Origin of the sequence: Agromyces sp. S2-1-8, from assembly GCF_021129215.1 — a bacterium.
GTDB lineage: Bacteria > Actinomycetota > Actinomycetes > Actinomycetales > Microbacteriaceae > Agromyces > Agromyces chromiiresistens.
The window spans coordinates 1,486,418-1,510,178 of the sequence record NZ_JAJOLP010000001.1 but is presented as its reverse complement, the minus strand read 5'-3'; the positions used below and the strand labels follow the sequence as shown (position 1 = coordinate 1,510,178).

Annotated in this window: 17 protein-coding genes and 3 tRNA genes; 8 read left to right on the top strand and 12 right to left on the bottom strand. The window is 66.5% G+C overall.

The window, feature by feature from the left end; all coding sequences use genetic code 11:
• Positions 1-21: 21 nt before the first annotated feature.
• Both hpt and tilS read right to left on the bottom strand, forming a co-directional pair.
• A complete protein-coding gene (gene hpt / locus LR269_RS06795; protein ID WP_231430000.1) occupies positions 22-573 on the bottom strand; it encodes a hypoxanthine phosphoribosyltransferase in 552 nt (183 codons plus the stop codon).
• Between the two features lie 23 nt (positions 574-596).
• Positions 597-1,676 (bottom strand): tRNA lysidine(34) synthetase TilS, encoded by a 1,080-nt coding sequence (tilS, locus tag LR269_RS06790; RefSeq protein WP_231429999.1) that lies wholly within the window; start codon positions 1,674-1,676, stop codon positions 597-599.
• A gap of 82 nt (positions 1,677-1,758) precedes the next feature.
• Between tilS and ppa the strand changes: the two genes are divergently transcribed.
• The gene (ppa, locus tag LR269_RS06785; RefSeq protein ID WP_231429998.1) at positions 1,759-2,244 is read left to right on the top strand and encodes an inorganic diphosphatase; all 486 of its coding nucleotides are present in this window, start codon (positions 1,759-1,761) and stop codon (positions 2,242-2,244) included.
• 110 nt (positions 2,245-2,354) lie between these two features.
• Here ppa and LR269_RS06780 read toward each other — a convergent pair whose 3' ends face one another.
• Positions 2,355-3,680 carry an NlpC/P60 family protein gene (locus tag LR269_RS06780; protein ID WP_231429997.1) on the bottom strand — a complete coding sequence of 442 codons (1,326 nt, stop codon included), beginning with the start codon at positions 3,678-3,680 and terminating at the stop codon, positions 2,355-2,357.
• On the bottom strand, positions 3,673-4,920 hold the full coding sequence (locus LR269_RS06775; RefSeq protein ID WP_231429996.1) for a M23 family metallopeptidase: 1,248 nt from the start codon (positions 4,918-4,920) through the stop codon (positions 3,673-3,675). Before LR269_RS06775 ends, LR269_RS06780 begins: the two co-directional genes overlap by 8 nt.
• Positions 4,921-5,219: 299 nt before the next feature.
• On the opposite strand from LR269_RS06775, the gene LR269_RS06770 reads away from it, so the two are divergent.
• The 3 genes from LR269_RS06770 to LR269_RS06760 all read left to right on the top strand — a co-directional run bounded on the left by LR269_RS06770 (position 5,220) and on the right by LR269_RS06760 (position 5,564).
• Positions 5,220-5,292, top strand: a tRNA-Glu gene (locus LR269_RS06770).
• A gap of 52 nt (positions 5,293-5,344) precedes the next feature.
• Positions 5,345-5,418 (top strand) — tRNA-Asp (locus LR269_RS06765).
• A 70-nt stretch (positions 5,419-5,488) separates the two neighbouring features.
• A tRNA-Phe gene (locus LR269_RS06760) sits at positions 5,489-5,564 on the top strand.
• 34 nt (positions 5,565-5,598) lie between these two features.
• On the opposite strand, the gene LR269_RS06755 is transcribed toward LR269_RS06760, so the two are convergent.
• Positions 5,599-6,828 carry a site-specific integrase gene (locus tag LR269_RS06755; protein ID WP_231429995.1) on the bottom strand — a complete coding sequence of 410 codons (1,230 nt, stop codon included), beginning with the start codon at positions 6,826-6,828 and terminating at the stop codon, positions 5,599-5,601.
• Positions 6,828-7,025: a hypothetical protein gene (locus tag LR269_RS06750; protein WP_231429994.1), complete on the bottom strand. Its 198-nt coding sequence runs from the start codon at positions 7,023-7,025 to the stop codon at positions 6,828-6,830. The genes LR269_RS06755 and LR269_RS06750 overlap by 1 nt, the downstream gene beginning before the upstream one ends.
• A gap of 140 nt (positions 7,026-7,165) precedes the next feature.
• Between LR269_RS06750 and LR269_RS06745 the strand changes: the two genes are divergently transcribed.
• A complete protein-coding gene (locus LR269_RS06745; RefSeq protein ID WP_231429993.1) occupies positions 7,166-7,855 on the top strand; it encodes a hypothetical protein in 690 nt (229 codons plus the stop codon).
• A 283-nt stretch (positions 7,856-8,138) separates the two neighbouring features.
• Here the strand turns inward: LR269_RS06745 and LR269_RS18995 are convergent, their stop codons facing one another.
• Positions 8,139-9,932, bottom strand: coding sequence for an AIPR family protein (locus tag LR269_RS18995; protein WP_231429992.1), 1,794 nt, complete (start codon positions 9,930-9,932; stop codon positions 8,139-8,141).
• Between the two features lie 258 nt (positions 9,933-10,190).
• Positions 10,191-12,215 (bottom strand): reverse transcriptase domain-containing protein, encoded by a 2,025-nt coding sequence (locus tag LR269_RS06735; protein WP_231429991.1) that lies wholly within the window; start codon positions 12,213-12,215, stop codon positions 10,191-10,193.
• Between the two features lie 319 nt (positions 12,216-12,534).
• Here LR269_RS06735 and LR269_RS06730 point away from each other — a divergent pair, with 319 nt between their 5' ends.
• Positions 12,535-13,563, top strand: a complete 1,029-nt coding sequence (locus LR269_RS06730; protein ID WP_231429990.1) for a hypothetical protein — start codon at positions 12,535-12,537, stop codon at positions 13,561-13,563.
• Between the two features lie 234 nt (positions 13,564-13,797).
• Positions 13,798-16,497 carry a MobF family relaxase gene (gene mobF, locus LR269_RS06725; RefSeq protein WP_231429989.1) on the top strand — a complete coding sequence of 900 codons (2,700 nt, stop codon included), beginning with the start codon at positions 13,798-13,800 and terminating at the stop codon, positions 16,495-16,497.
• A gap of 87 nt (positions 16,498-16,584) precedes the next feature.
• On the opposite strand, the gene LR269_RS06720 is transcribed toward mobF, so the two are convergent.
• The 4 genes from LR269_RS06720 to LR269_RS06705 form a co-directional block, all read right to left on the bottom strand.
• A complete protein-coding gene (locus LR269_RS06720) occupies positions 16,585-19,926 on the bottom strand; it encodes a type I restriction endonuclease subunit R (RefSeq protein ID WP_231432265.1) in 3,342 nt (1,113 codons plus the stop codon).
• On the bottom strand, positions 19,926-21,173 hold the full coding sequence (locus LR269_RS06715) for a restriction endonuclease subunit S (protein ID WP_231429988.1): 1,248 nt from the start codon (positions 21,171-21,173) through the stop codon (positions 19,926-19,928). Before LR269_RS06715 ends, LR269_RS06720 begins: the two co-directional genes overlap by 1 nt.
• The gene (locus LR269_RS06710; RefSeq protein ID WP_231429987.1) at positions 21,170-22,720 is read right to left on the bottom strand and encodes a class I SAM-dependent DNA methyltransferase; all 1,551 of its coding nucleotides are present in this window, start codon (positions 22,718-22,720) and stop codon (positions 21,170-21,172) included. The genes LR269_RS06715 and LR269_RS06710 overlap by 4 nt, the downstream gene beginning before the upstream one ends.
• Positions 22,721-23,052: 332 nt before the next feature.
• A complete protein-coding gene (locus LR269_RS06705; RefSeq protein ID WP_231429986.1) occupies positions 23,053-23,427 on the bottom strand; it encodes a nuclear transport factor 2 family protein in 375 nt (124 codons plus the stop codon).
• A gap of 76 nt (positions 23,428-23,503) precedes the next feature.
• On the opposite strand from LR269_RS06705, the gene LR269_RS06700 reads away from it, so the two are divergent.
• A complete protein-coding gene (locus LR269_RS06700) occupies positions 23,504-23,749 on the top strand; it encodes a hypothetical protein (protein ID WP_231429985.1) in 246 nt (81 codons plus the stop codon).
• Positions 23,750-23,761 lie beyond the last annotated feature (12 nt).

Here is a 23,761-nt window from a genome sequence, read left to right as displayed (position 1 = left end):
CCGACCGGCGGTCGAGTGCCGTCAGCTGTAGACGTGCGGGGCGAGGATCGCGACGTCGCGCAGGTTGCGGTAGCGCTCTGCGTAGTCGAGCCCGTAGCCGACGACGAACTGGTTCGGGATGTCGAAGCCGAGGTACCTGACGTCGACCTCGACCTTGGCCGCGTCGGGCTTGCGCAGCAGGGCGCAGATCTCGACCGAGGCCGCGCCGCGCGAGCGCAGGTTCTCGAGCAGCCAGCTGAGCGTGAGCCCCGAGTCGATGATGTCCTCGACGATGAGCACGTGCCGGCCGGTGAGGTCGGTGTCGAGGTCCTTCAGGATGCGCACGACGCCCGACGACTGGGTGCCGGCGCCGTACGACGAGACGGCCATCCAGTCCATGCTGAGGTGCGGCCGCAGCTCGCGCGCGAGGTCGGCCATGACCATGACGGCGCCCTTCAGCACGCCGACGAGCAGCAGGTCCTTGCCGTCGTAGTCGGCCTCGATGCGGCGGGCGAGTTCGGCGAGTTTCGCGTGGATCTCGGCTTCGGTGACGAGGGTCTCGGTGAGGTCGGCCTGAATCTCGCGCGCATCCATGCGTCGATCCTAGCGATCGCGGTTCAGTGATCGTGCGGAATGATCTCGGTCGACCCCGTCGTGGAGATGACCACATGGCCGCCGGCCCGGGTGGCGAGCGCTCCCCCGGGCAGGTCGATCGGTCCCTGGCCGTGCCAGTCGGTGACGAGCCGCGCGACCTCGAGCGTCTGCGCCCGGCTGAGCGACACCCCGAACTCGCTCGCGACCACGTGCCGGATGATGCGCTGCCGCAGCGCCGCCGGGTTCGCGCCGAGCGCGGCCGCCGAGACGGCGATGCCCGCCTCGGCGGGTTCGCAGATCTCCTCGATGAACTCCTCGATCTGCTCGGCGAACGCCGCCTCGTCCTCGCGCAGCTGCTCGGCCGTGCGCGCGAGGGCCTCGGCGATGCCGGGGCCGAGTTCTCGCTCGAGCACGGGCAGCACCTGCTCGCGCACCCGCACCCGGGCGTACGCGGGGTCGAGGTTGTGCGGATCGTCCCACGGTTCGAGCCCGGCGTCGAGGCAGGCCTGACGCGTCGTCGCCCGGCGGATGCCGAGCAGCGGCCGCGCGTACCGCCCCGTCACGGGCGCCATGCCCGACAGGCTCGCCGCCCCCGACCCGCGGGCGAGGCCGAGCAGCACGGTCTCGGCCTGGTCGTCGAGCGTGTGGCCGAGCAGCACGAGCGCCGCACCCGTCTCGCGGGCGACCTCGTCGAGCGCGGCGTAGCGCGCGTCACGGGCGGATGCCTCGGGGCCGGCGCCCGCTGTGACGTCGACCCGGCGCACGACGACCGGGTCGAGCCCGAGCTCGCGAGCGGCGCGAGCGGCGCGCTCCGCGACATCCCCGGAGCCCGGCTGGAGGCCGTGGTCGACGATCACGGCGCCCGCCCGCCGGCCCGCGCGGGGTGCCTCGAACGCGGTGGCCGCGGCGAGCGCGAGCGAGTCGGCGCCCCCGGAGAGCGCGACGAGCACGTGCGACTGCCCGGTCGTGGTCTCGGGGCGCGGCGCCTGCGGCGGCGCGCCTCCACCCAGAACGGCGCGCACCGCGCGCCGCACGTCGGCGATCGGCGGGGTCAGTCGCGGGCGACGTGGGCCGGAGGCATCCATGTGCTGGTCTGAAGGCATCGGGGTAACCTTATTCCGCCGCGCGCCGAGCGCCCGGCCATGCTGTCGCAACAGCGCAGACTTCCATCGCAAGGAGAGCCATATGGGCGAGTACAACGCCGTCATCGAGATCCCCAAGGGGAGCCGCAACAAGTACGAGGTCGACCACGAGACCGGCCGGGTCTTCCTCGACCGCGTGCTCTACACCGGGTTCGTCTACCCGACCGACTACGGCTTCTTCGAGAACACCCTCGGCGACGACGGCGACCCGCTCGACGTGCTCGTGCTGCTCGAGTACCCGCTCTTCCCGGGCGTCGGCGTCAAGGTGCGCCCGGTCGGCGTCTTCCACATGACCGACGACGGCGGCGGCGACGCGAAGGTCATCGCGGTGCCCGCGGGCGACCCGCGCTGGAACCACATCCAGGACGTCGACTCGATCCCCGAGTTCACGCGCAAGGAGATCGAGCACTTCTTCGAGCACTACAAGGACCTCGAGCCCGGCAAGTGGGTCAAGACCGAGGGCTGGGCGAACGCGGCCGAGGCCGAGGCGCTCATCCAGAAGGCGATCGAGGCGTTCCCCGGTCACTGACACTTCGGGATGCCTCGCGGCATCCGGGCGGCGAAAGGGGGCGAGCCGTACGGCTCGCCCCCTTTCGCATGCCCACCGGGTCGAGGAGGAGCGCAGCGACCCTCGAAGCCTCAGCCCGCCGGGCGGGCGGCCGCCGAGGGGCTCCCCCAGATGAAGTACTCGCGCACGGGCACGCCCTCGCGTGGCGCCTCGAGGATGCGACCGCCGCCGAGGTAGATCGCCACGTGGTAGTAGTCGCCGCCCGAGCCCCAGAAGAGCAGGTCACCGCGCTCGATGCTGCCGAGCGGCACCGCCTTGCCGCGCGCGGCGAGCGTGTAGTACTGGTTCGTCGCCGAGTGCGTGCCGATGCCGATGCCCGCGTACGCGTAGGCGCCCTTGGTGAGGCCCGAGCAGTCCCACACGTCGGGGCCGGCGCCGCCGAGCACGTAGCGTTCGCCGAGCTGCTGGCTCGCGAACCAGATCGCCGACTCGACGGCGCTGCGATTCGGCGGTGCCGGAGCCGGCGGCGGGGCGGGCCTGGGCGGCGGGGCCGGAGCCGGGGCGCTGCCGCCACCGGTGCCGCCGTTCCCCGCTGCGGCGTCGTCGCGAGCGTCCTGCTCGCGCTCCTCGCGCTCACGCTCCTCGCGTTCCCGGCGCTCCTGCTCCTCGAGCGCGGCCTGGGCCGCCTCCCGGGCCTGCCCCTCGACGCGCTCACGCTCGAGCTCGGCGGTCGTGTCCTTGAGCGACGCGAGCTGGGCGTAGAGCTGGACCGACCGCTGCTCCGCCTCGGCCACGGCGGCGGTCGCCGCGTCGGCGGCCGCACGGGCCTCATCGGCGCGCGTCTCGGCGACCTCCGCGAGCCGCTCGCGCTCGTCGGCGGCCTGCTCGGCCTGCTCGCGCAGCGACGCGGCCGAGTTGCGGTCGGCTCGCGCCTGCTCGTAGAGCCCCTGTGCCTGCTCGCCGAGCTTCGCGGCCGTGCCGAGCTGGTGCAGCAGGTCGTCGGCGCGGTCGGGGGCGAACATGAGCTCGCTCGTGAGATCGCCGCCGCCCGAACGGGCGAGGTGCGCGGCGATGAGCCCGGCGCGCATCTTCGAGATCTCGGCGACCGCCTCGGCCTCGTCGGCCTGGCGGCCGAGCGACTGCTCGCGTGCGAGGGCGGTGTCGCGCGCGTCGATCGCCTGGCGGTAGGCCTCGTCGGCCTTCATCGAGACCTCGACCGCGGCATCCGCCGTCTGCTGCAGCCCGGCGATGAGCCCGCCGAGCCGGTCGATCTCGGCGAGCTTCGCCGACTCGTTCTGCTTAGCTGCTTCGATCTCGCCCCAGGTCGGGTAGTCGGGCTCGGCCGCCGCCGGCGACCCGACCAGTCCGACCGACGCCGTCACCGCGCCGACGGCGACCGCCGCCGAGAAGGCCGCCGCCGAACCCCGCGAGATGGGACCAGTACGCTGCTCAGCCAAGGTAGACGCCCCTCGCGGCCATGAACGGCACGGGATCGATGCGGTTCCATCCGTCGTACACCTCGAAGTGGAGGTGGCAGCCCGTGGACGCGCCGGTCGTGCCGGTCCAGGCGATCTGCTGCCCCGCCGACACCCACTGGCCGTAGCCGACGAGCAGGCCGCCGTCGACGATGTGCGCGTACCCGGTCGAGATGCCGCCCCCGTGGTCGATCTTCACGAAGTTGCCGTAGCTGCCCGACCAGCCGGCGTACGTCACGACGCCGCTGTTGGCCGCGTAGATCGGCGACCAGCACCCGGTGGCGAGATCGGTCGCGTAGTGGAAGGAGTTCGAGCAGTACCCGTTCTCGCAGATGACCTCGCGGGGACCGTAGCCGCCCGAGATCCAACCCGAGGCCGGGAGCGCCCAGCCCGACGTTGCGACCCCGCCGGCGCTGCCGTTCTCGATCGCCTCGCGACGGCGGCGCTCCTCCTCCTTGCGGCGGCGCTCCTCTTCTTCCTTGCGCTTGCGCTCGCCCTCTTCGTACGCGGCGGTCGTCTTCGCCTCGGCGTCCTTCAGGAACTTGAGCTGCGCCTCGAGCTCGGTCTTCTTCGCCTGCGACTCGGCGAGCGCGGCCTCGGCCTGCGCCTGCGCCTCCTGCGCGGCGCGCAGCGCCTCCTCTGCAGCGATGCGCAGCTTCTCGCGTTCCGCCTTGGCGACCTCGGCCTGGTCGCCGAGCGCCGCCGCCGCGTTCTGCTTCTCCTGCGCGAGGCTGTACACCTCGCTGGAGCGCTCGACCATCTGGTTCATGCTGCCGAGCTTCGAGAGCAGCGCGTCGGTCGACTTCGCGTCGCCGGCCTCGAGGAACAGGTTGACGCTGAGGTCGCCCGCGCCGCTGCGATACAGCTGCGCGGCGACCTGACCGGCGTTGCGCTCGGCGTCGGCGGCCTCCTTCGCCGAGGCGTCGGCCTCGGCCTGGATGCGCGCGGCCTTCGTCACCGCGTCGTCGTACTTCTGCTGCGCGACCATGAGGTCGTCGGTGCGGCGTTCGGCCTCGGCCCTCGTCTCGGCCACGTTCACCTCGAGCTGCCCGATGAGGCCCTCGATCTCTTCGACCGCCGCGGCGCCGGCGGCGGTGTCGGCCTTCGCCTGCTCGACCTCGTCCCACGTGGGATAGTCGGCGGCGAAGGCGGCCTGCGGTGACGCCACCGCTCCGACGACGGCGACCGAGACGAGCAGGGCGCCGGCCAGTAGTCGTCGCACGGCGCTCGTACGTGGTGTGGTGCGGTCCATGGTTCCCCGTCCACGCGGGCCTCGGGTTCCCCGCGCTCCTCGCTCTCGAATGCAGGCAGTGGCAGCCTTCACGATAGGCACGGGCGAAGCCGAATCCGGGGATTTCAGGGGCATGTCCACGGATGCCTCGGCGCTCCCCGAACTCGTCGACCGACACCCGTGAACCCGGCGAACCAGGCCGCCGCGAGGCATCCCGCCGCTCGTTTTGCACTCTCGCGAATCAGCACGTATGCTTGCTTGTCGGCGGTCATGCCCCAGGCAAGACCTCCGGCCCCATCGTTTAGTGGCCTAGGACACCGCCCTTTCACGGCGGCAGCACGGGTTCGAATCCCGTTGGGGTCACTGAAAAATGGCAAGTACAATTGAACAGTCTCGGTGAGATTTCTCACTACGAGGCCCTGTGGCGCAGTTGGTTAGCGTGCCGCCCTGTCACGGCGGAGGTCGCGGGTTCAAGTCCCGTCAGGGTCGCTCAGGCGACAAGCCCTTTCCCTTACGAGAGAAGGGGCTTTCTCCTTATCGAGATGCTTTCGCACCTCGAGGCTCTGTAGCTCAGTTGGTAGAGCGTTCGACTGAAAATCGAAAGGTCACCGGATCGATGCCGGTCGGAGCCACCATCAAAACCCCCGGGTAACCGGGGGTTTTCTTGTTTCAACGGGCGATTCCGCCGGGGCGCTCGCGAGGCTGTGCCATTAATGTGCCATTAAGGTCGGCCGGGGCCCGCCGTATGGTTCGGTTCGGTGGTTCGCCGGTTGCACTCTTGAGCGCATCGTTCAGTGCCGCGCCGGCACGAAGTGCGACGCCTTCGCGGGCACGAGAGTAGCGCTCGGTGACCTGCAGGCTCGAATGGCCCAGGGTCGCCTGCACGTCGGGTGCGCTGGCGCCGGCGTCGAAGAGGATGGTCGCGAAGGTGTGGCGGAGGTCGTGGATGCGCAGGTCGGGTCGGCCGATCGCCTCGCGAAGCGTCTCCCAGTCGGCACCGCGGCGCGCGTTGTGATTGGTGAGCCTCCCGCCATCGGGTCCTGCGAAAAGCAGGTCGCTCGCCCGCTTGCCTTTCGCTGCCGTCTCGGCGTACGGACGAAGCGCGTCGATCAGTGGAACGTCGCGGGATTTGTGGCTCTTCGGCGACTGCTCGATCAGCTCGCCGCGCTGCCCAGGGCTCAGCGACCGGCTGACTCGGATGATGCCGCGCTCGAAGTCGACGTCGCCAACCCGGAGCGCGGTCGCCTCCCCCGCTCGCATGCCGGTGTAGACGAGTGCTGCCAGGTAGCCGCGGTAGGCGCCCTCGGGGACGAGGTCGAGCAGCGTCTGGATCTGGTCGAGCGTGAGCGCCCGCGAGACCGGCGAGATCGACTCGCGCATGCTCGGCCGCTTGACCTCGCGGGCCGGGTTGTAGTCGATGAACCGAGACCGCCGCGCGCCGTCGAGCAGACGTGAGAGCACCGCGAGCGCGTCATTCTTGGCGGATGCTCCGCCCGTCCACGCGACCATCGCCGACTCGATCATCGGCGAGGTGATGTCTTCGAGCCGGTGCCGGCCGAGGCTCGGCTTCACCCGCAACCGCCAGGCGACGCCGTAACTGCGCCCGGTCGCCGGGCGGACGGATGACGCGATCGCCGGCCAGTACTTCTCGTGCCACTGCTCGAGGGTCATCGACCCGTTCGGGTTACGGCCGGCGACCGCCTTCGCGAGCTCGCGCTTGGCCTCGGCGAGTGTCAGGAACGTGCGGGATCGCTCGGCGGCTCCCCCATCGACGCTCGGGCCGACGACGCGGATCTGGTAGCGCTGCCGATCGGCGCGCCATCGGATGCCCTCCGGGAGCGGACGACCCGTGCGCGGATCGACGCGGCTCGGCGTATCGCGGTTCGGCCGTCCGGCCATCAGTGCTCCGTGCCGCCCCGGGCAAGCAGCTCGTCGATCGTGTCGGCGCTCCAGAGCAGGTGTTTGCCCATACGGGCGTCGGGCTCGGGGATCAGCCCGTCGTGGCGCAGTTTGTCGAAGCTCGAGACCGGGATGCGGCATCGCTCGGCCGCTTCGACTCGGCTCAGATACTCGACCCTCAGCGCGACGTCGACCATGATGCACCCCTTCGGCTGTTGCACCGCTGTGCTGGCATCTCGTGCATGCCAGCGCAAGCGCGGCTATTTGCAAGTACCTGAGAATAGCACCGATGCGCATATTTCGGCAAGTACCTGAGTTGAGTGGTTAGACTCGACACATGTCCGCCTCGACGCCCCGCCCCGGTGACCAGTCGCACGACGGCATGCTCGCCGCCGACGACCTACCCGAAGGCTGGTACCTGCCCAGCCGCTTCCCCGGCGAGCGCGACGTCGACGCGAGCGAGCAAATCGATGCGGTGCTCGGATACGACGACCAGGGCGCGCCGGCGGACTCTGACCAGAACGAGACCTCCGGCGGACGCTGGCGCTACCTCGAGCACGAGGCCACCCACACCCGCGTGATGATCCGGCTGCAGCGACAGCTGCTCGCCGTGCCCGAGGAGATCCGCATCACGGGCGTGATCTACCTCCCGTGGCGCCCTGGCGATCCGATCACGAGCCAGCTCCTCCGCGAACTGCCGACAGCTCGCATCGAGGCGGCGATCAACAAGCGCCTCTTCGCGATGAAGCGCACGGAGACGATCACCGGCGGCAAGATCGTGCTCCCGTCGGGGCGAAAGGTCAGCGAGCGCGATCTGCTCAAGCCTCTCGGCGACCCGAAGAAGGTGCCGGACTTCTACGAGATGGTCGCGCTGCAGCACGGCCGGCTCACGCAGCAGGGCGACGCGAACCCGAGCTCGACGATGGCACAGGTCAACGGCGTCGCACTCTCGACTGCTCAAGGTTGGATCACAAAGGCCCGCGACCGCGGACTGCTGCCGCCCGGGCGGCGAGGGCGAGCGGGATAACTCTTCAACGGAGTCTGACGCCCGCACATTCCGCAGCAGCTCCGAAACAAGGGGACGCGGATCGGTGACTGGAGATCCACCTGATCACCTCTACCGGACGGTACCCGCTGGTTGGCGGTCCTTGGGGCCAACTTCACCGCGCGAGGTAAACAAAGGACGGTTCGATACCGAGGTGGGTGGTCGAATTCGACCCACCGGCGTCTACTCGCCATCGAATGCGACCACCCGGCCTAATTTCAGCCGCCTCCTTCAGCTGACCCAACAACCTGCCGGGACATCACAGCTAACCAGCGGCGACCTTTGCCTTAGGTGGGCCCGGCAAGACTCCGGAAGCGAACGCATCGAACGGTGCACTGTTGGCTGCACGGGTCGCTTCGACCATCGCGCCAAAATCTTCGATCGCCTTCGACACGCGATCCTGTGACTTCAAGCCCTGATCAGTTGCCGGCGCCAGCTGCTTGGAGAACGACAGAAGCGTGTCAACAACCGGCTGCCACGCATCCGTCGCATCGCTAGGGGACATGTTCTTCTTGAACATCAGCTGAGCTCTGTCGGTAATGGCTCGACCGAGAACGGTTTCGATGCACGCCCCAATCGCCGCGACGAGCAGCAAGTTCGATCCTCGTGCGCGAAAGAACTCTGCGTGACGCTTCTGAGCCTCGGTTCTCAAGTCCTCGGCAATGGCCATAATCGATTGCTTAGCGCGGTCGACCGCCCGCAGGAGACTGAACGTGAGCACGATGTGGCGAGCGGTTACACCTTCCCGGAACACGCTCGCGTAGATGGCGTCGAGGTCCCAGATCGTTCTCGTCTCGTTGTATGCAAGGTTAGGGCGGCCATGGAAAGCTGCGAGAGATTGGGCCACCGAAGAATCGGGCAGCAGCCATCGCCGCCGCACGATCGCATCGCTTGCGCCGCCTCTGCGCCCACCGCGGTACTCGGCGTCGGGCACCTTGTCGAACTCGGCGCGCAAGCGCTCTTGAATCGGATCCTTGCTGCGAAAATCGGTCGCTTCGACCTTATTCTGAGTGTTGTTGAACCGGACGATGTCTTGGAGCACGGAGGGATCGGTGCACTTCACGAAGCGCGCCATGACGCGGGCTTCGCCGAGTCTGGTTGACTCCTCGCTCGATAGTTCCCCGATCGCGCCAGTCGTCTGCCCGCCGTTGACGATTCCCACTCCGCTAACGGACAGAGTGCGCGCGTCGGCATCGTATTCGAAGTCGTTGACGAGGATCGTGATTCCGTTGTTGAAGATCGCGAAGTTCTCCGGCTCTGATTTCGCGGTTTCTTTGATTCCGAAGTTGATATTTCCGGCTGACCGCACCATTCCGAGGTAGTCGCGAATATTTGGGGACATCAGCTGCGTCGTGTGCGCGGCCCAGATCTCGCGAAGGGTTTCTGCGTTAATCGCTGTCGAGAACGCGCTCCATCCTTCCGCGGTGAGTTCGAAGCCACCGGGGACGGTGAACTCGAACGTGTCTGAAACCAGGATGGGCGCCTGTGTCCGGGAGTACTCCACTTCCAGTGCGGACAGACCAAACTCAATCGCGGTGACATCAACGTCGGCGGAGGGAAACTCCCGCCTAATAACTGCGTCCGCCGTGACGGCCGCTTGAGCGAGTTCCTGGCCAACGTTCTGCGATTCTGGAAGGTTGTGGCAATACCAGATCTCGAACTCGGTTACGGTGCCCGCGGTGAGAGCAGCGCGTACTTCCTCGGCCGCGCCCCGCAAGACTTCGGGTACGGTCTCTAGGCCTCCTGCCAACAACCAACTCACTGCAGTGTTCGCATCGGACGCCTTGTTGGCTGGTGCAGCAGATTTAGCCGTTTTCGCTAGATAGCCCTGCGCAACGATAACCTTGGTCCCGTCATTCACAACAGCTACGAGATCGCACTTCTTGTCATTGCTGTGATCAGTAAGGGCGTTGGCGGCGAATGCATCGATGTCATCGATCCCCAGACGCATCTGCGCGAGAAACAAGAGCAGTGCGTTGTCGCCGTAGTCGACAAGGTCGTCTCTTGCCTGGAACGCGATGAAGCCCGGCTTTGCCTGCTCTACACCGGTTGCCGTCACATTGCCCTCCATCGAATCGCCGCACGGCAAATTCTGCCGTATGAATCGTGAGTCAGCACAACCGGGAATTAAAGCTCCGACGACTTGCCTCAACGCCCCACACCCTGGGGAGGGTCGCGCACCGGTTAGACCCTGTCACCGGGAGACGCGTATCGGCGCTCGTCCGGCTGCCCAAAGCGGGCTCCGCACGGTCAGACGTTCGATGCTGAGCGCACACCCGAGAGGGCCATCTAGCCCGATCAGCAGAGTCCGACGGTGTTACCCGCTCAAACCGCGAGCTAACCACCAGTCCCAGTCGTCTTGATCGTCGTACTCGTCGTCGGGACCTGAATCCCCATCGTCGACTAGGTAGTCACCCTCGTCGGGGTCGTACTGGTCCTCCTCCGGGCCATAGAGGTCTTCTGGGCCGTACGCGTCCTCCTCGGGGCTGCTCGCGGCTCGGGGCCATTCTCGGTCCGAGTCGTGTGCGCGCTCTCCCGGACCGGGCTCCTCCGCGCGTTTCACCGCACCGAAGTCGCCTTCTGAGCCTTCGGGGGTGGAGTCGCCTTCTGTGGACTTGTCGTCGACGCCGTCAAGTTCAGGGGCGACTCTTGGGTCCTCTCGCCAGGGCGCCCCATCCCCTTCGTCTGGAGCAGTCACCTCTCGCGACCGTGGGACCTCCGTAGCGTCAGGCACGGCTGTTCCTTCAGTGTGGCGATCGCCGCCGGAACCGACGATCTGCTCTGAATGTCGCACTGCAGCAGTGTCTTCCGACCCCGGTGTCTCTTGAGACGTCTCCGTTTCGCCGCTTCCCAGTGGCTCGTCGAGCACCGGCCGTCTCGGATCGCGAAGCAGTTGCACGCCCCCTGCAAACATCTCCTCAAACCCCGGTTCCTGGGCCTCTTCGCGGCCCTCGCGGAACGCGGCATATCTCACGGGCCATGCCTCGTCGCGTGTGTAATCATCCTCGCTACCAGATGCCACGGCCGACAGCAGGGCATCCCGTTGAGACGCGCGCGACGGGGCCGGCTGTGAGAGTAGATAGGCGAGAGGGAGGGGATCCCCTCCTGCGACGATCGCCTCCCAGCTCTTCTCGTCGATGGTGTATTCGCGCGTCCATGCCAGATGTAGCAGCCAACAGACCGCGCTCGTCTGTGCGTCGGCGGTGTGCTTCTGAATCAGCTGGTTGAGGTCGTGCTCGGGTAGATCGACACCGTTGTCGAGCACTATCTCGACCAACGCTGACGTCGTGTAGGGGTGGGTGAAGGAGAGTTCGGCGAGGCGCTGAGTCAACAGCCGGATCTGTGGTCGCGTAGAACCTGCGACCTGCCTTCGCAAACGTGTAAGTGCCCATCGGATGGAGCTTGCCTGAGGGTCAGCGTGTGCCAAGTCGATTGCGCGATCTAGAAGGTCTCCAGGGCGCGTGTCGGGGGCTCGCCGTAACTCGCGAATCCAAGCGGGCAAGTCCGGGAGGGGCAAAGCCTCAATCACTGTCTTGCGTCCATTGAGCTTCAGCCCGTACGAGCGGAGCTGCGAATCCAACACACGCACGAACTCTTCGGCTTCGCTCTCTGTACGAGTGAAGGCGACGTAGTCGTCAAGGAAACGTTCAAAGCGGAAGTCGCCAAGCGCTTCGTCCACTCGACACAGCAAGACCTCAGCGACGATCAACGAGGTGCCGGGCCCAATCGAGATGCCGGTCGTCTCACCGCGACGAGCGAACATCAGCGCAGCGTCGATGTCGTTGGCTGGGATATCAGTGTTCCTTGCTGATTTTGCGACGCTCTTGCCGAGGATCGCCCACGGCACCGCATGCGTATAGATCGAGTCGTAGAACGACGCAATGTCGGTCGTGACTCGAAAGCGACTCCCAACTCCTGGGCGCAATGGACGCCTGCGTTGCTCCATCGACGCGATCCGCCCGTCCTCATGCTGACGAATGGTGAACTGTGAGGCGGGGGAGTTCACGAGCGGGGCAAGAACATCGGTCCAATGCTTCGCTATCGTCTCGACCAAGTTTGAGTAGGCAACCGGGTGAGGGATCTCGACGCGTCGCGGGCTAAGGCGGAAGTGAGCGACTCTTGCCTCCGGCAGTGAGAAGCCCGGGACCGTCCGCGCTGCCGTCTCTTTGCGGAACCGATGGCGGCTGGTGAATCGCTCCACAATGGAGGCCGAAACTGCATTCATCCCCAGTGTGCTGAGGCTTGGGGGCAAGTCATCACCGCGTCTCGAGGCGCGAGGCATGTAATTCTGATCCAGGAGCGCGCGGCGCACCTGCTCCGCGGTCAGGTCAATTGATGCCATCTCGCGATGCTATCGGGGGCTCCGCTCTTCAACTCACGAACCGGGTGACACTGACCTCATCATGAATACGGAGTTGCTCCAAGACGATGCCAGGCCAAGTCTGCTGGTGCATGCAAGACCCGTCGGATGCCCTCAGGAGGTACCTGCGCCATGCGGGCCCTTTGGCGGATCGCGGCAATCTCTGGCCCGCGGCTGACCCGGGTTGCGCTATTCGACCATCTGACCTGCATTATGGACCACGGAACGTGTTGCCGTCTTCGCCACTTGCCCGGCCGTGCGGCGGTACCGTTCGTGTCGCCTAGCAGGAGGAACGCTACGAGTGTTCGGTACCCGTCGAACCACAGACCGCGCCTTAAGGGCGATCGCTTCCGACCTTCGCGATCTACGAACTTCGCTCGATCGCCGGGACGCCGCCGAGCTGCATGGCGTGCGCGAGTCGATCGATGCGTTAACCAGCGATCGAGCCTCTGAGGCGGCGCTCGCGCACAAGCGCCATCTCGCGATCGCGTGGGTCGGAGGCATCCTGGCATGCGTCTTTACAATCACGAGCATCGTGCTGGTCATGGTGTCGTTGCCCGCATCGCCCACTTCGGCCACATCCGGTCGAATTGGTGTCGTCATGCCCGAAGCACCGGATGGGGCGGTCCAGGTATATGCGTCATTCAGCGGCGCGGTCGATTCGGGTGCACAGTTCGAGCTAGTCGTCAGCGTCCTTCCCACCGCGGACTCAGCTGACCACACTTCCGTCGGGATCTTCTTCTGCGGCCCGATTCGCGACGGGCTGGAGCTGACCCAGGCCAACACCAACGACATTCCCACGCCGGTCCCTGTCGAGCCAGGCACTACGGAGTCCGACTCGAGACTCGGCTATCGCAGCGAGTGTGATTTCGTAACTGTCTCCAGTGACAACTGGCAGGTCATTCTGTACGGCAAGTCGAATCACGCACTGGCCACGACGGCGGGGAAGAAGGTTCTCTATTCGCTGCCCGGGGTGACGACAACGTTCCGCGACGAGAGCGTGAATGGAGCGCTGATGCACCCATTGCCGCAGTACAGCACCGTGGATGTCGCGATGGCCCAGGTCCCGTCCGACCTCACCATAAGTACTGCTGCCCCGCAGATCCCGGCAGCGGGCGATCTTGCGTGGACGTCCACCGACGTCCTACGAGTAAACGCGCCAAGCGAATACCGACTCTCCGGTGTCCTTGGCGATCGCGAGAGTAACTCACAGGCGTTGCTGTTCACGGCTGGTGCGCTCGTCGGCCTCGCGGGAGCCGCGCTGCTCTGGGCATTCGAAGGAATCGTTGATATCGCACTCAGCCGCCGCCTGAGGCGTACGGCAACGTAGGGGACTGCAACCCATTCAAGGCGCAGGATGCGCCCGGGCTACGTGATTAGGAGAACACGCGGCGTTATACCGGCCCAGGGCACTCGCCCGCTAACTGCCGCTCCTGTGCTGTTCCTAGGCGAGCTCCTCCGCGGTCACTCCATCGTCGCGCCCCTGCGTCGTTCCATTTCCGAATGAATGGACGTATGCTACCGTAGGTAGTTGCAAGAACCTGAGCTAGCTCGGAGGAAAGCAATGAAGGGCGGAGTGATCCTGTACCGGGGTTCCGGGGCCGACGCGCGCCGGTACCTCGAGTCCGATCGCTCACGCGCCGACGACTACTACCTCGAGGGCGGCACGGCACTGGCCGAGTTCTCCGTCGTCGACGGCAACGGCGATCTGATCGGCGAGGGCGCGCTCACCCCCGACCAGTACGCCCAGTGGGTCAACTGGATCAACCCGCTCACCGGCGAGTCGATGGGCACGCCCCGCCACGCCGGCGACGCACGCCATGGGTCCCCGCGGTTCGCCGAGATGGTCGTGAACGCGCCGAAGTCGCTGTCGATCGCCGCGGCGCTGCACCCCGAGGTATCCGATGCCCTCGACGCGGCGCAGCGCGACGCGGTCGCCGAGATCCGCGTCTGGCTCGGACAGCACTCGGTCACGCGCGTCGGCCCGCGCGGCGCGCAACGGGTGGTGCCGGTCGAGCAACTCGAGACGGTCGCGGTCTCGCACAAGACCTCGCGGGCCGGCGACCCGCACCGGCACATCCACTTCCAGATCGGCACGCGAGTGTGGGCGGATGCCGCGTGGCGAGGCCTCGACACCGCGGCACTGTTCCGGCAGCAAGGCGCGATCCGTGCGCTCGGCACGGCCGTGATCGCGGCGCACCCGCACCTTGCGGCCGCGCTCGACGCGCATGGACTCACGCTCGATCCGGTGACGGCCGAGGTCACCGAACTGCAGCCGTTCAACGCGGCGATGAGCAAGCGTGCCGAGCAGGTTGCGCGCAACCTGGCGCGCTTCGAGAAGGACTGGCACGCGGCGCATCCGGATCAGGAACTCGGACCCGCCGCGATGTCGCGACTGACCGCGATGGCGTGGGATCACGAGCGGCCTCACAAGAAGCCGAACCAACTCGGCAGTGAGGATGCGTGGCGACGCGAGCTCGAGGCATCCGGCTATCAACCTGATCTCGAACGCGTGCGGGCGCAACGGGCCGTCGCGCTCGATGAGCTGAGCGTGCAGGATGTCGCGTCCCGCGCGCTCGATCGATGCGCGGCCGCCGCGTCGACGTGGACGGTGCACGACATCCAGGCGCACGTGTCGCATCTCGTGACCGAGGCCGGCGTCCGTGCCGAACCTTCGCCGCTGCACGAGTTCGTCATGCTCGCCACAGAGCTCGCCGAGGAGAACTGCCTGTCGGTCCTGCCGCCCGATGGGCCGCATCCCGAGCACGTCGCGCACCTCACGAGCGTGCACGTCATCGCCGTCGAGACTCGGCTGCGCGACCTGCTCACGGCTCGTGCCGAGCGGCCGCAGCAACGCACACCGGACCTCTCGCGCATTGCACAGCGACTCCGACTCGACCCGGCACAAACGCGCGCGGCTGCAGCCGTAGCATCCGCTCAATCGCTCGTCGTCGTGGAGGGCGCAGCCGGAGCTGGCAAGACGACCATGCTCGCTGCCGCGATCAAGGCGGCGGCAATGCAAGGTCGCAAGACCCGCGTGGTCACGCCGACGAAGAAGGCGGCCGAAGTCGCGCACCAGGAGCTCGGGGTTGCGGCCGACAGCGTCGCCAAGCTCGTGCACGAGCACGGGTGGCGGTGGAATCGCGACGGCGTGTGGACGCGGCTCGCCATCGGCGACCACGACCCCGATACGGATGCCGCGTACGCCGGCCCCGCTGCATCCGCTCGACTGCGCCGCGGCGAGCGAATCGTCGTCGACGAGGCGGGCATGCTCGACCAGGACTCCGCGGTCGCGATGCTGACCGTCGCCGACGAGGCCAGCGCCACGGTCGCCCTGGTCGGCGACCCTGCGCAGCTCTCGGCAGTCGGCCGCGGTGGTGTGCTCGACATGGCCGCGCAGCTACTCCCCCGCGTGCACCGCATGACGGCCGTGCACCGATTCGTCGACCCTGAGTACGCCGCGCTCACCGTGCAGATGCGGCGCGGCGATCATCCGGAGGCGGTCTTCTATCGGTTGTGCGCGCTCGGTCTCGTTGTGATTCATGAGAGCCCGGATGCGCAACTCGAGGCGCTCGCGCACGAGTGGCGCGACGGTTGCGCGATGACCGTTGCGACGAACGACGAGGCGCGCGAGCTGAATGCGCGGATTCGCGAGGAGCGGGTGCGGGCCGGCGAGGTCGACGACAGCTGCACGGTGTTCGGGAGCGATGGACTGAGCATCGGGCGCGGCGATGTGGTTCAAACTCGGCGCAACGACTCGGGCGTGCGCGTGGCGAATCGGCAGGTGTGGGTTGTGCGGAGCGTGGGCGAGGACGGCGCGGTGTGGGCCGTGGCGAATGCGGGGGGACGAAGGCAGCAGACGGTGCGACTGCCGGCCGATTACATCGCCGAGCATACGCATCTCGCGTACGCGGCGACTGCCTACGGGGTGCAGGGCATGACGGTCGAGGAATCGCACACGGTGGTCGGCGATGCGATGGGTGCGGCACGCGTCTATGTGGGAATGACCCGTGGGCGAGGCTTCAACCGTCTGCATCTGGTGGCAGCGGACGTGGAGGATGCGCGGGAACAGTTCGTTCTAGTTATGGAACGCGACCGCGCCGATCGCGGCCTCGCGAATGCGACGGCGGCGGCACGCGATTCGGTGCGTGGGCTCACTACCGGCGCGGACAAGCGACGCTATGGGACGAACTCCATGGAGGGCACCGGCTTCAGCCGCGTCACCGCATCTAACAGAACGCCGCGACCCGGTCTAAGCCGATAGGGCGTCAGTCCCGACCGGACTCGGGACCTTGAAGATGCCCGATGGAGGCAGATCTCGACCGCCCTTCGGTGGAGGGCCTTCGGCAGTTCAGCGGGAGGATCGCTCGCCGTCGGAGGGGGATTTCACGGTGGGTTGGAGCTGTTGCGCTACACGCGCGGCGAATGCTGAGTCAGTGAGGATCCGCCGGACGACATCATCAGCGATTCGGTGGACGTCGATAGCGCCGCCGTATTCGACCGATGTGTTCTGCGGGTAGCTGAAGTCGACCCGTGCCGTGTACGCACTCTCGCCGTCGTCGCCGTACGCCGAGAGCACGTGATCGTAAACGAGCTGCACCTTGGTCTGGAAAATGTCGACAGTGTAGGGCGCTGGGAGCCCGGCGTCGAGCACAGCGCGGATCGTGCTGTTGACGTCGCTCGTCACGTCGATCTTGCGTCGCCAGTCTTGCACGAGCTTGTCGTGGATGTGCTCCAGCAGGGCCTTCGCGCTGGCCTTGACCTTCTCGCGCTCCTCGGCGGTGAGGACGGGGTCCGGCTGGGTGAGCAGGTCGAAGATCGCAAGTTCCTCTTCGGTCATGCCCTCGCGGACGGCGCGCTCTTCCTCGTCGGTGAGGTTCTGCGACATCTCGATGAGGCGTTTGAGATACTCGTCGCTGTTGACGCTACCCGCGTTGTAGTCGGCGATGAGCTGCTCGATGCGCTCGACCAGCTCGTACCGAGTGGGGTTCCGCGTCGCCGCGCCCACCGCGCGTGACAGCAGCAACTGCGCGAGTCGGTCGGTCTCGGCGCGCTTGCGCCCGGCGAGCTTTCGCGCCAGGCCCTCGAAGTCGATCTGGGAGAGGTCGAGCAGCGGGTCGGGCTGCACCCCTTCGGCGGCGGCACGGATGACGTACTCCTCGGCCCCGACCGAGCGGTCGAGTAGCGCATCGACGGCGTCGAGCACGCCGCCGATGTCGGGCTGCGGCGGCCTGGTCACCTCGGTGATCCGCTCGGCGAGCACCCTGACGGCGGCGACAGTGCGCTGTTGCGCGGCGGCCTTCGGGTTCGGCAGCAGCGCCTTGAACAGCCGCTTGATGAGGCGTGCCCGTACAATGAAGTCGTTCCAGCGCGCCTCGTCCACGAGCAGCGACTCGACCGCGGCATCGCGGCGGGCGATGTGGTCGAAGCCGGTCGCGTCGCGCATCCCGATCAGATCGACCTCGGCCCCGGCGCAGAACGTGATGAGGTCGGCAACAGCGGTGTCGAGTTCACCCGCGAGTGCGTCGATGATCTCGATTGGGGTCTCGCCCGCGGATGCGGCGCCGTAGATGGCGAGTGCCTTCTCCAGATTCCGGAACACGCCGACGTAGTCGACGATGAGGCCGTTGTCCTTCTCGGGGAACACCCGGTTGGCGCGGGCGATCGTCTGCATGAGGGTGTGGTTGCGCATCGGCCGGTCGAGGTACACGGTCGACACCGAGGGCGCGTCGAACCCGGTCATCCACATCGCACAGACGAACACGATCCGCAGCGGGTCCCCCGCGTCCTTGAACTTCTCGGCGAGGTCCTCGCTGTTCATCCGCTCGCGGTGGGGACGGATGTCCAGGCCCTGCTCGTCGAGCATCTTCAGCTCGTTCTGGCTCTGGGAGACGACCACGGCCATGTCGGTCGACTCCATCAGCTCTATCCGCGATGCCAGCCAGGGGCGTTCCAGCTCGGGCAACGCATCGTGCTGCGCCTTCAGCTCGGCCAGGTGCGCGGCCCATGCCTCCTGCACGAGGTCGTGCATGCGCACAGCGGCGGCCTTGTCGAGTCCGACGTACATTGCCTTGCCAGTGAATCCGCGACCGACGAAGTGCCGCACTAGGTCCGCGGCGATTGTCTTGAGGCGTTCGGGACGGGTCAGGAGCATGTACTGGTTGCCCAATTCCTTGACGAGCGCGCCTTCGGCCTCGTCGTCGACCTCGGCGTCGTTGAGAATCTGCTCCAGCTCGTCGGAAAAGTTCTCGTTGATCAGTTGCAGCTCGGGGATGCGGTTCTCGTAGTACAGCGGCACGGTCGCGCCGTCTTCGATCGCGTCGCGGAAGTTGTAGATCGACACGTACTCGCCGAACTGAGACCGCGTCGCCTGCTCTTCGCCGGCGATCAGCGGGGTGCCGGTGAAGCCCATCATCGACGCCGCAGGCAGCGCCCGGCGCATGTTCAGCGCGAGCGTGTCGTACTGGGTGCGGTGCGCTTCGTCGGTGATGACAATGATGTCCGACCGGGTCGATAGCACAGGCATCTCCCGCTCGTCCTTGGCGGGCTGGAATTTCTGGATCAGTGTGAACACGTACCGGTGATCGGCCGTGAGCAGTTCCCGCAGGCTCGCGATCGACTCGGCGTGCACCTGCGCCGCGGCTGGGATCGCCCCGGCGTCGGCGAACTCGCCGTGCAACTGCGCATCGAGTTCCTTCCGGTCGGTGACCATCACGAACGTCCACTTGCCCGGCACCTGGCGTAGCACTTTTTGGGTGAACCACAGCATCGAAAGGCTCTTGCCTGAGCCCTGCGTGTGCCAGAACACCCCGAGGCGCTTTTCCTGCGCCTGGCGTGCCCGGTGCAGGTTCTCTATCGCGGCGTTCACCCCGAAGTACTGGTGCGAGCGCGCCGTCACCTTGATCAGACCGCCCGGACGCTCCAAGTACGCGACGAAGTTCTCGAACAGGTCCAGCAGGATGCCCGGGTCACACGTGCCCCTGAGCGCAGTCTCAAGCGCAATCTTCCCGCGCGTGCCCATCGCGTCGGTGACCTTCCAGTCACCGAAGAACTCCCACGGCGAGTACGTCGACCCAACCTTCGCCTGGCTGCCGTTGGAGACCAGCACGAACAGATTCGGCACGAACAACTGCGGAATCGTATCGCGGTAGTCGGTGATGTTGTCGTCGAAGCCCTTCTTCACGTCCTCGTTCGGCTCCTTGAACTCCATCACCACCAGCGGGATGCCGTTCACGAACAACGCCAAATCGAGCCGCCGGCTATGCAGGCTGCCCTTCACCCAAATCTGCTGCACCGCCAGCAGATCGTTCGACGCCGGGTTGGTCAGGTCGAGGTAGCGCAGCAGCTCGATGCGCTTGTCGCCGACCTCATCGACCCACTCAGCCCGGTACCCGTCGCGGAGCAGGTCGTACAGCTCGCGGTTGGCCCGCACCCGATCCATCACCGACCGGTCCTTCGTAACCGCCTCGACCGCCTCCGCGATCACCGTGTCCGGCACATCGGCATAGTTCAGGCGGCGGACGGCTGCGCGCAGGCGATGGGTGAGGATGACGTCGTGCTGCGAGTCACGGCCGAGAGTGCCGTTCGCGCCGAGCGTCTCGTGGAACGCATCGACCGCAGTCCACCCGAGCTGTGAGAGCAACTCGAGGCTCGGCTTCTCGACATACACGTACTCCCCACCCACGGGAACCATCACGCCACCGCCTCCTCCAGCAAGCCATCAAGGTTCAGTGCCGACACGTTGGTCTGACCAGTCACCAGCTTCGGAAGCACCAGATCGCGAGTGGCGGCGAGCTCGCCAGACTGTCGGGACAGAGAACGGGAATGGAGCAGCATGGGCTGCGCAATCTTGGAGAACGCCTTGGCGAGGCTCACCGGAGGGATGGCGACCTTGCGCTCACTGAGCACGCCATCCCACTTCGCGTACGGGATTGTGCTGCCGGAGGAATGGTTGGATGCGTACGCGACGGTCTCGTCATCATCGAGGTACAGCAGGGGAAGTACTCCCCAATCAGCTCGGGGTCGAAGGACGAAGCATGTCGACCGAGTTACTCCCTCGAAAGGAGCCAGGCAGACCTTGTGGAAGTAGGCGCGCATGGCACCGAAAAGAACGTCCCCCTCCCTGAAGACCCGGAGACTGCTCGCGGCGTCCTCACCGGGTCGGCTCCTATGGAGCGTGAGCGATCGGGCGTCGATCTCGTCAATCGGCACATAGGGAACGGATCGCGTGAAGTCGCCAGGCTTGGCCGATTCGCGAATCTCGTCAGCGAGATCTCCGAGGCGTCCCGCCGACCACCCCGCGGGGATGGGACCGAGAGGGGAGGCGACGAGGGAGGCGGCCTCGTGGCCGGGGTAGCGGAACTTCACGAACCACTCCCGGTAGATGGCCCGCGCGATCTCCTCCAGCAGCTGCACCCGTCGCCGGTTGTTTTCGATCAGCCCGTCAATGGCATCGAGCACACCGAGGATCGCACGCTGGTCGTCGATCGGAGGAAGCAATAGAGGCCACGAGGGCATCTCGCCGACAGGGATACGGTTCACGGTCGCGCCGTGGAGAGTCTTCTCGCGGATGACGTCCTGGAACTGCGGACCCAAGTACGCATACGCCAAGTAACGAGGCTCGACCTTGCCCGGCTTGGGGCGCAGGAGCCCCATTCGCCTGCCAAGAGCGGCGGGAACATCGTGTCCCCAGTACGCAGCCTCGCCAAGACGGGTCTCGTACGAGAAGAGCGTGTCGCCCGGGCGAGGCGCAACACGCCTCGTCCATCGCGGAAGGTCGGCGTCCGAGAGGTGTGCAGACTGCGCGAAGTCGAACCTTCCATTACTCAGCGACGAGATGCTGAGGTACCACGGCCCTTCTTCGGTCTTCGCTGGGGTGGCGTGCGGGCCATCGAACACGTCCGCGACGTCGCGGACGGCGACCGTTTCCCATCCAATCATGCGTCGAGAATCCCCTGCACGGCGACATCAACCTTGGCCCGTAGGTCGATGGCTTCGTCGCTGAGGCGGGTGAACTCCTCGAAGAGTTCCTCCAGCTTGATCGCGAAGTCCTCCTCTCCGCCGTCCACGGCGGCGGTACCGGTGTAGCGGCCGGGGTTGAGGCTCCAGCCCTGGGCCTCGATGTCGGCACGCGTCGCGACCTTGCACAGGCCCGCGACATCAGTGTATTTCCCGTCGGGGAAGGTTGCGGCGAGCAGTGCGGCGCTGCCTGCTTCGGTCTCCACGTCCTCGCCGCGGTGAAGGCGCACGACGTTGGCGAGGAACTCGACCTGCTCGGGAAGGAAGTCGCGGTGGGCGCGGTCGATCTGGTGGAAGATGTGGCGGGCGTCGATGAAGAGCACCGTGTCCTCGCGGGGCGTGCCCTTCTTCGCCTTGTCGAGGAACCAGAGCGTGACCGGCAGGGTGACGGTGTAGAAGAAGTTCGAGCTGATCGCCACCATGACGTCGACCGCACCCGTCTCGATGAGCTGCTTACGAATCTCCTTCTCCGAATGGCCCGCGTCGCCGGCGGAGTTGGCCATAACGAACCCGGCCCGGCCGGTGTCCGTGAGGGCTGCGTAGAACTGCTGGATCCACAGGTAGTTCGCGTTGTCGGCCTTGGGCATCCCGAACGGGAACCGCTTGTCGCCGGCGAGCTGGCCTTTCTTGACCTTGTCGACGTTGAACGGCGGGTTGGCCATCACGTAGTCGAACCCGCCCACCGCACTGTGCGGATCTTCGTAATAGCTGTTGGCCTGACGAATCTCACCGGACAGCCCGTGCAGGGCGAGGTTCATCTTCGCCAGCGGGACGGTGTCGTCCGTCTTCTCCGCGCCGTAGATCGACAGCTTGCGGCTGGCGGACTCGTGGTGGCGTTCGACGAACTTGGCGCACTGGACGAACATGCCACCCGACCCGCACGCCGGGTCGAACACGCGACCCTGGAACGGTTCCAGGATCTCGACGATGAGACGGACGATCGAGTACGGGGTGAAGTACTCGCCACCGCCCTTGCCCTCCTGAGCCGCGAAGTTCGAGAGAAAGTCTTCGTAGATGAACCCGAACGCGTCACCCGATAGTTGGGTGGGCAGAGGGGCAAACAGACGCAGCAACTCGATGAGGGTCGCACGCTCCAACTTCTGGTAGCCGCGCGGCAGGATGTCCTTCAGCTCGGGGTTCGCCGCCTCGATCGCCTTGATCGCATCATCGACCGCCTTACCGATGTCGTCGCCCTCGGGCAGATCGACGATGTGCGAGAGCCGAGCCTCGTCAGGGACGTAGAGGACGGACTTCGCTTTGTAATCGGCGGGCTGGGCGGGGTTGCGCGGGCTGCGGTTCGCCTCGACCTCGCCCCGAACCTCCTCAAAGCGGTTCTCCGCATAGGCGAGGAACACGAGCCCAAGCACGGGATCTCGGTACTGCACCGGCGTCAGCTTCGAGTTCGCACGTAGTTCATCGGCGGCGGCCCAGAGGGTGGCTCGCACCGTCCCCAAGTCGGTAGTCTTCACCCCCGAAGGCTATCGAGCATCGGCATCGTCAGCGGTGCTCATCGTGCCGGCGAGCGGGCCATGCCGATATCCAACGACTTGCGGACGACGCTACGCGGGCCAGATCTTGTGCCATTAATGTGCCATTAAATGCGCGAAAAGCAACTAAAACTAACTGTGACCGTTTCAAAGAATCCCTGATCAGCGCGATATCGAACCCATAAGAATTGAGCGAAAACCGCCCAGGCTCACTGAAAATCGAAAGGTCACCCGATCGATGCCGGTCGGAGCCCCCGATGCAGAAGACCCCCGGGTTCGCCCGGGGTCTTCTATGTTGTCGGCCGCCGCCGGCTTCAGTGCGTGATCGTCGTCTGCTGATACAGCGCGAGCCGCGGTCGGCCGTCGATGCGACGGTAGACGCTCGACATGAGCGCCTCGAACGGCTCGCCGCCGTCATCGCGCGACGAGACGGCGCGGTAGACGAGCGCCCTCGCGTCGTCGCCGACGTCGATCACGCGTGCATCGCTCAGTTCGTACCGCGACCAGGGCGGTGCGTCGTCGAGCGAGCTCGCGATGGCCTCGCGGTCGAGCACCATGCCGTTCACGAGCACCATCACCGCGTCATCCGTCATCAGGTCGCCGTAGAAGCCACCGCCGGTGCCCGAGCACAGCGACGTCCATCCCTCGTGTTCGAGGGCGAGCAGTTCGTCGAGGGTGAGATCGGTCATGCGGGCGATCCGAGCACATTCATGGCGCGTTGTGAAGGGGGTTGGCGCCCCGTCGTCGAGCTGCGACCATCGCCCGATGGATACGTATGACGAGCGGAACGACGACCTGCAGACCGAGCCCGTCGAGGCGGGCCACGACGATGCGACGCGTGCGGAGCAGCTCGAGGGCGTGATCGAGCAGGTGCGCGGCGACCTGCTGCTCGGTCACGTCGACGACGCGCGCGGAATGGTCCGCGACCGCCTCGCGGACGCAGGGCTCGGCGCCTCCGAGAGCGACGTCGACGCCGTGCTGAGCGCCGTCGAGGGCGGCGCGCCGGCCTGAGGCCTGGGCACG

Excerpts from the sequence above, each read along its gene's own strand:
- tilS (WP_231429999.1), bottom strand. The coding sequence starts at position 1,676 with ATGCCTTCAGACCAGCACATGGATGCCTCCGGCCCACGTCGCCCGCGA.
- hpt (WP_231430000.1), bottom strand. The coding sequence starts at position 573 with ATGGATGCGCGCGAGATTCAGGCCGACCTCACCGAGACCCTCGTCACC.
- LR269_RS06755 (WP_231429995.1), bottom strand. The coding sequence starts at position 6,828 with ATGGCCGGACGGCCGAACCGCGATACGCCGAGCCGCGTCGATCCGCGC.
- LR269_RS06715 (WP_231429988.1), bottom strand. The coding sequence starts at position 21,173 with ATGATTGGATGGGAAACGGTCGCCGTCCGCGACGTCGCGGACGTGTTC.
- ppa (WP_231429998.1), top strand. The coding sequence starts at position 1,759 with ATGGGCGAGTACAACGCCGTCATCGAGATCCCCAAGGGGAGCCGCAAC.
- LR269_RS06720 (WP_231432265.1), bottom strand. The coding sequence starts at position 19,926 with ATGGTTCCCGTGGGTGGGGAGTACGTGTATGTCGAGAAGCCGAGCCTC.
- LR269_RS06735 (WP_231429991.1), bottom strand. The coding sequence starts at position 12,215 with ATGGCATCAATTGACCTGACCGCGGAGCAGGTGCGCCGCGCGCTCCTG.
- LR269_RS06705 (WP_231429986.1), bottom strand. The coding sequence starts at position 23,427 with ATGACCGATCTCACCCTCGACGAACTGCTCGCCCTCGAACACGAGGGA.
- LR269_RS06750 (WP_231429994.1), bottom strand. The coding sequence starts at position 7,025 with ATGGTCGACGTCGCGCTGAGGGTCGAGTATCTGAGCCGAGTCGAAGCG.
- mobF (WP_231429989.1), top strand. The coding sequence starts at position 13,798 with ATGAAGGGCGGAGTGATCCTGTACCGGGGTTCCGGGGCCGACGCGCGC.
- LR269_RS06700 (WP_231429985.1), top strand. The coding sequence starts at position 23,504 with ATGGATACGTATGACGAGCGGAACGACGACCTGCAGACCGAGCCCGTC.
- LR269_RS06745 (WP_231429993.1), top strand. The coding sequence starts at position 7,166 with ATGTCCGCCTCGACGCCCCGCCCCGGTGACCAGTCGCACGACGGCATG.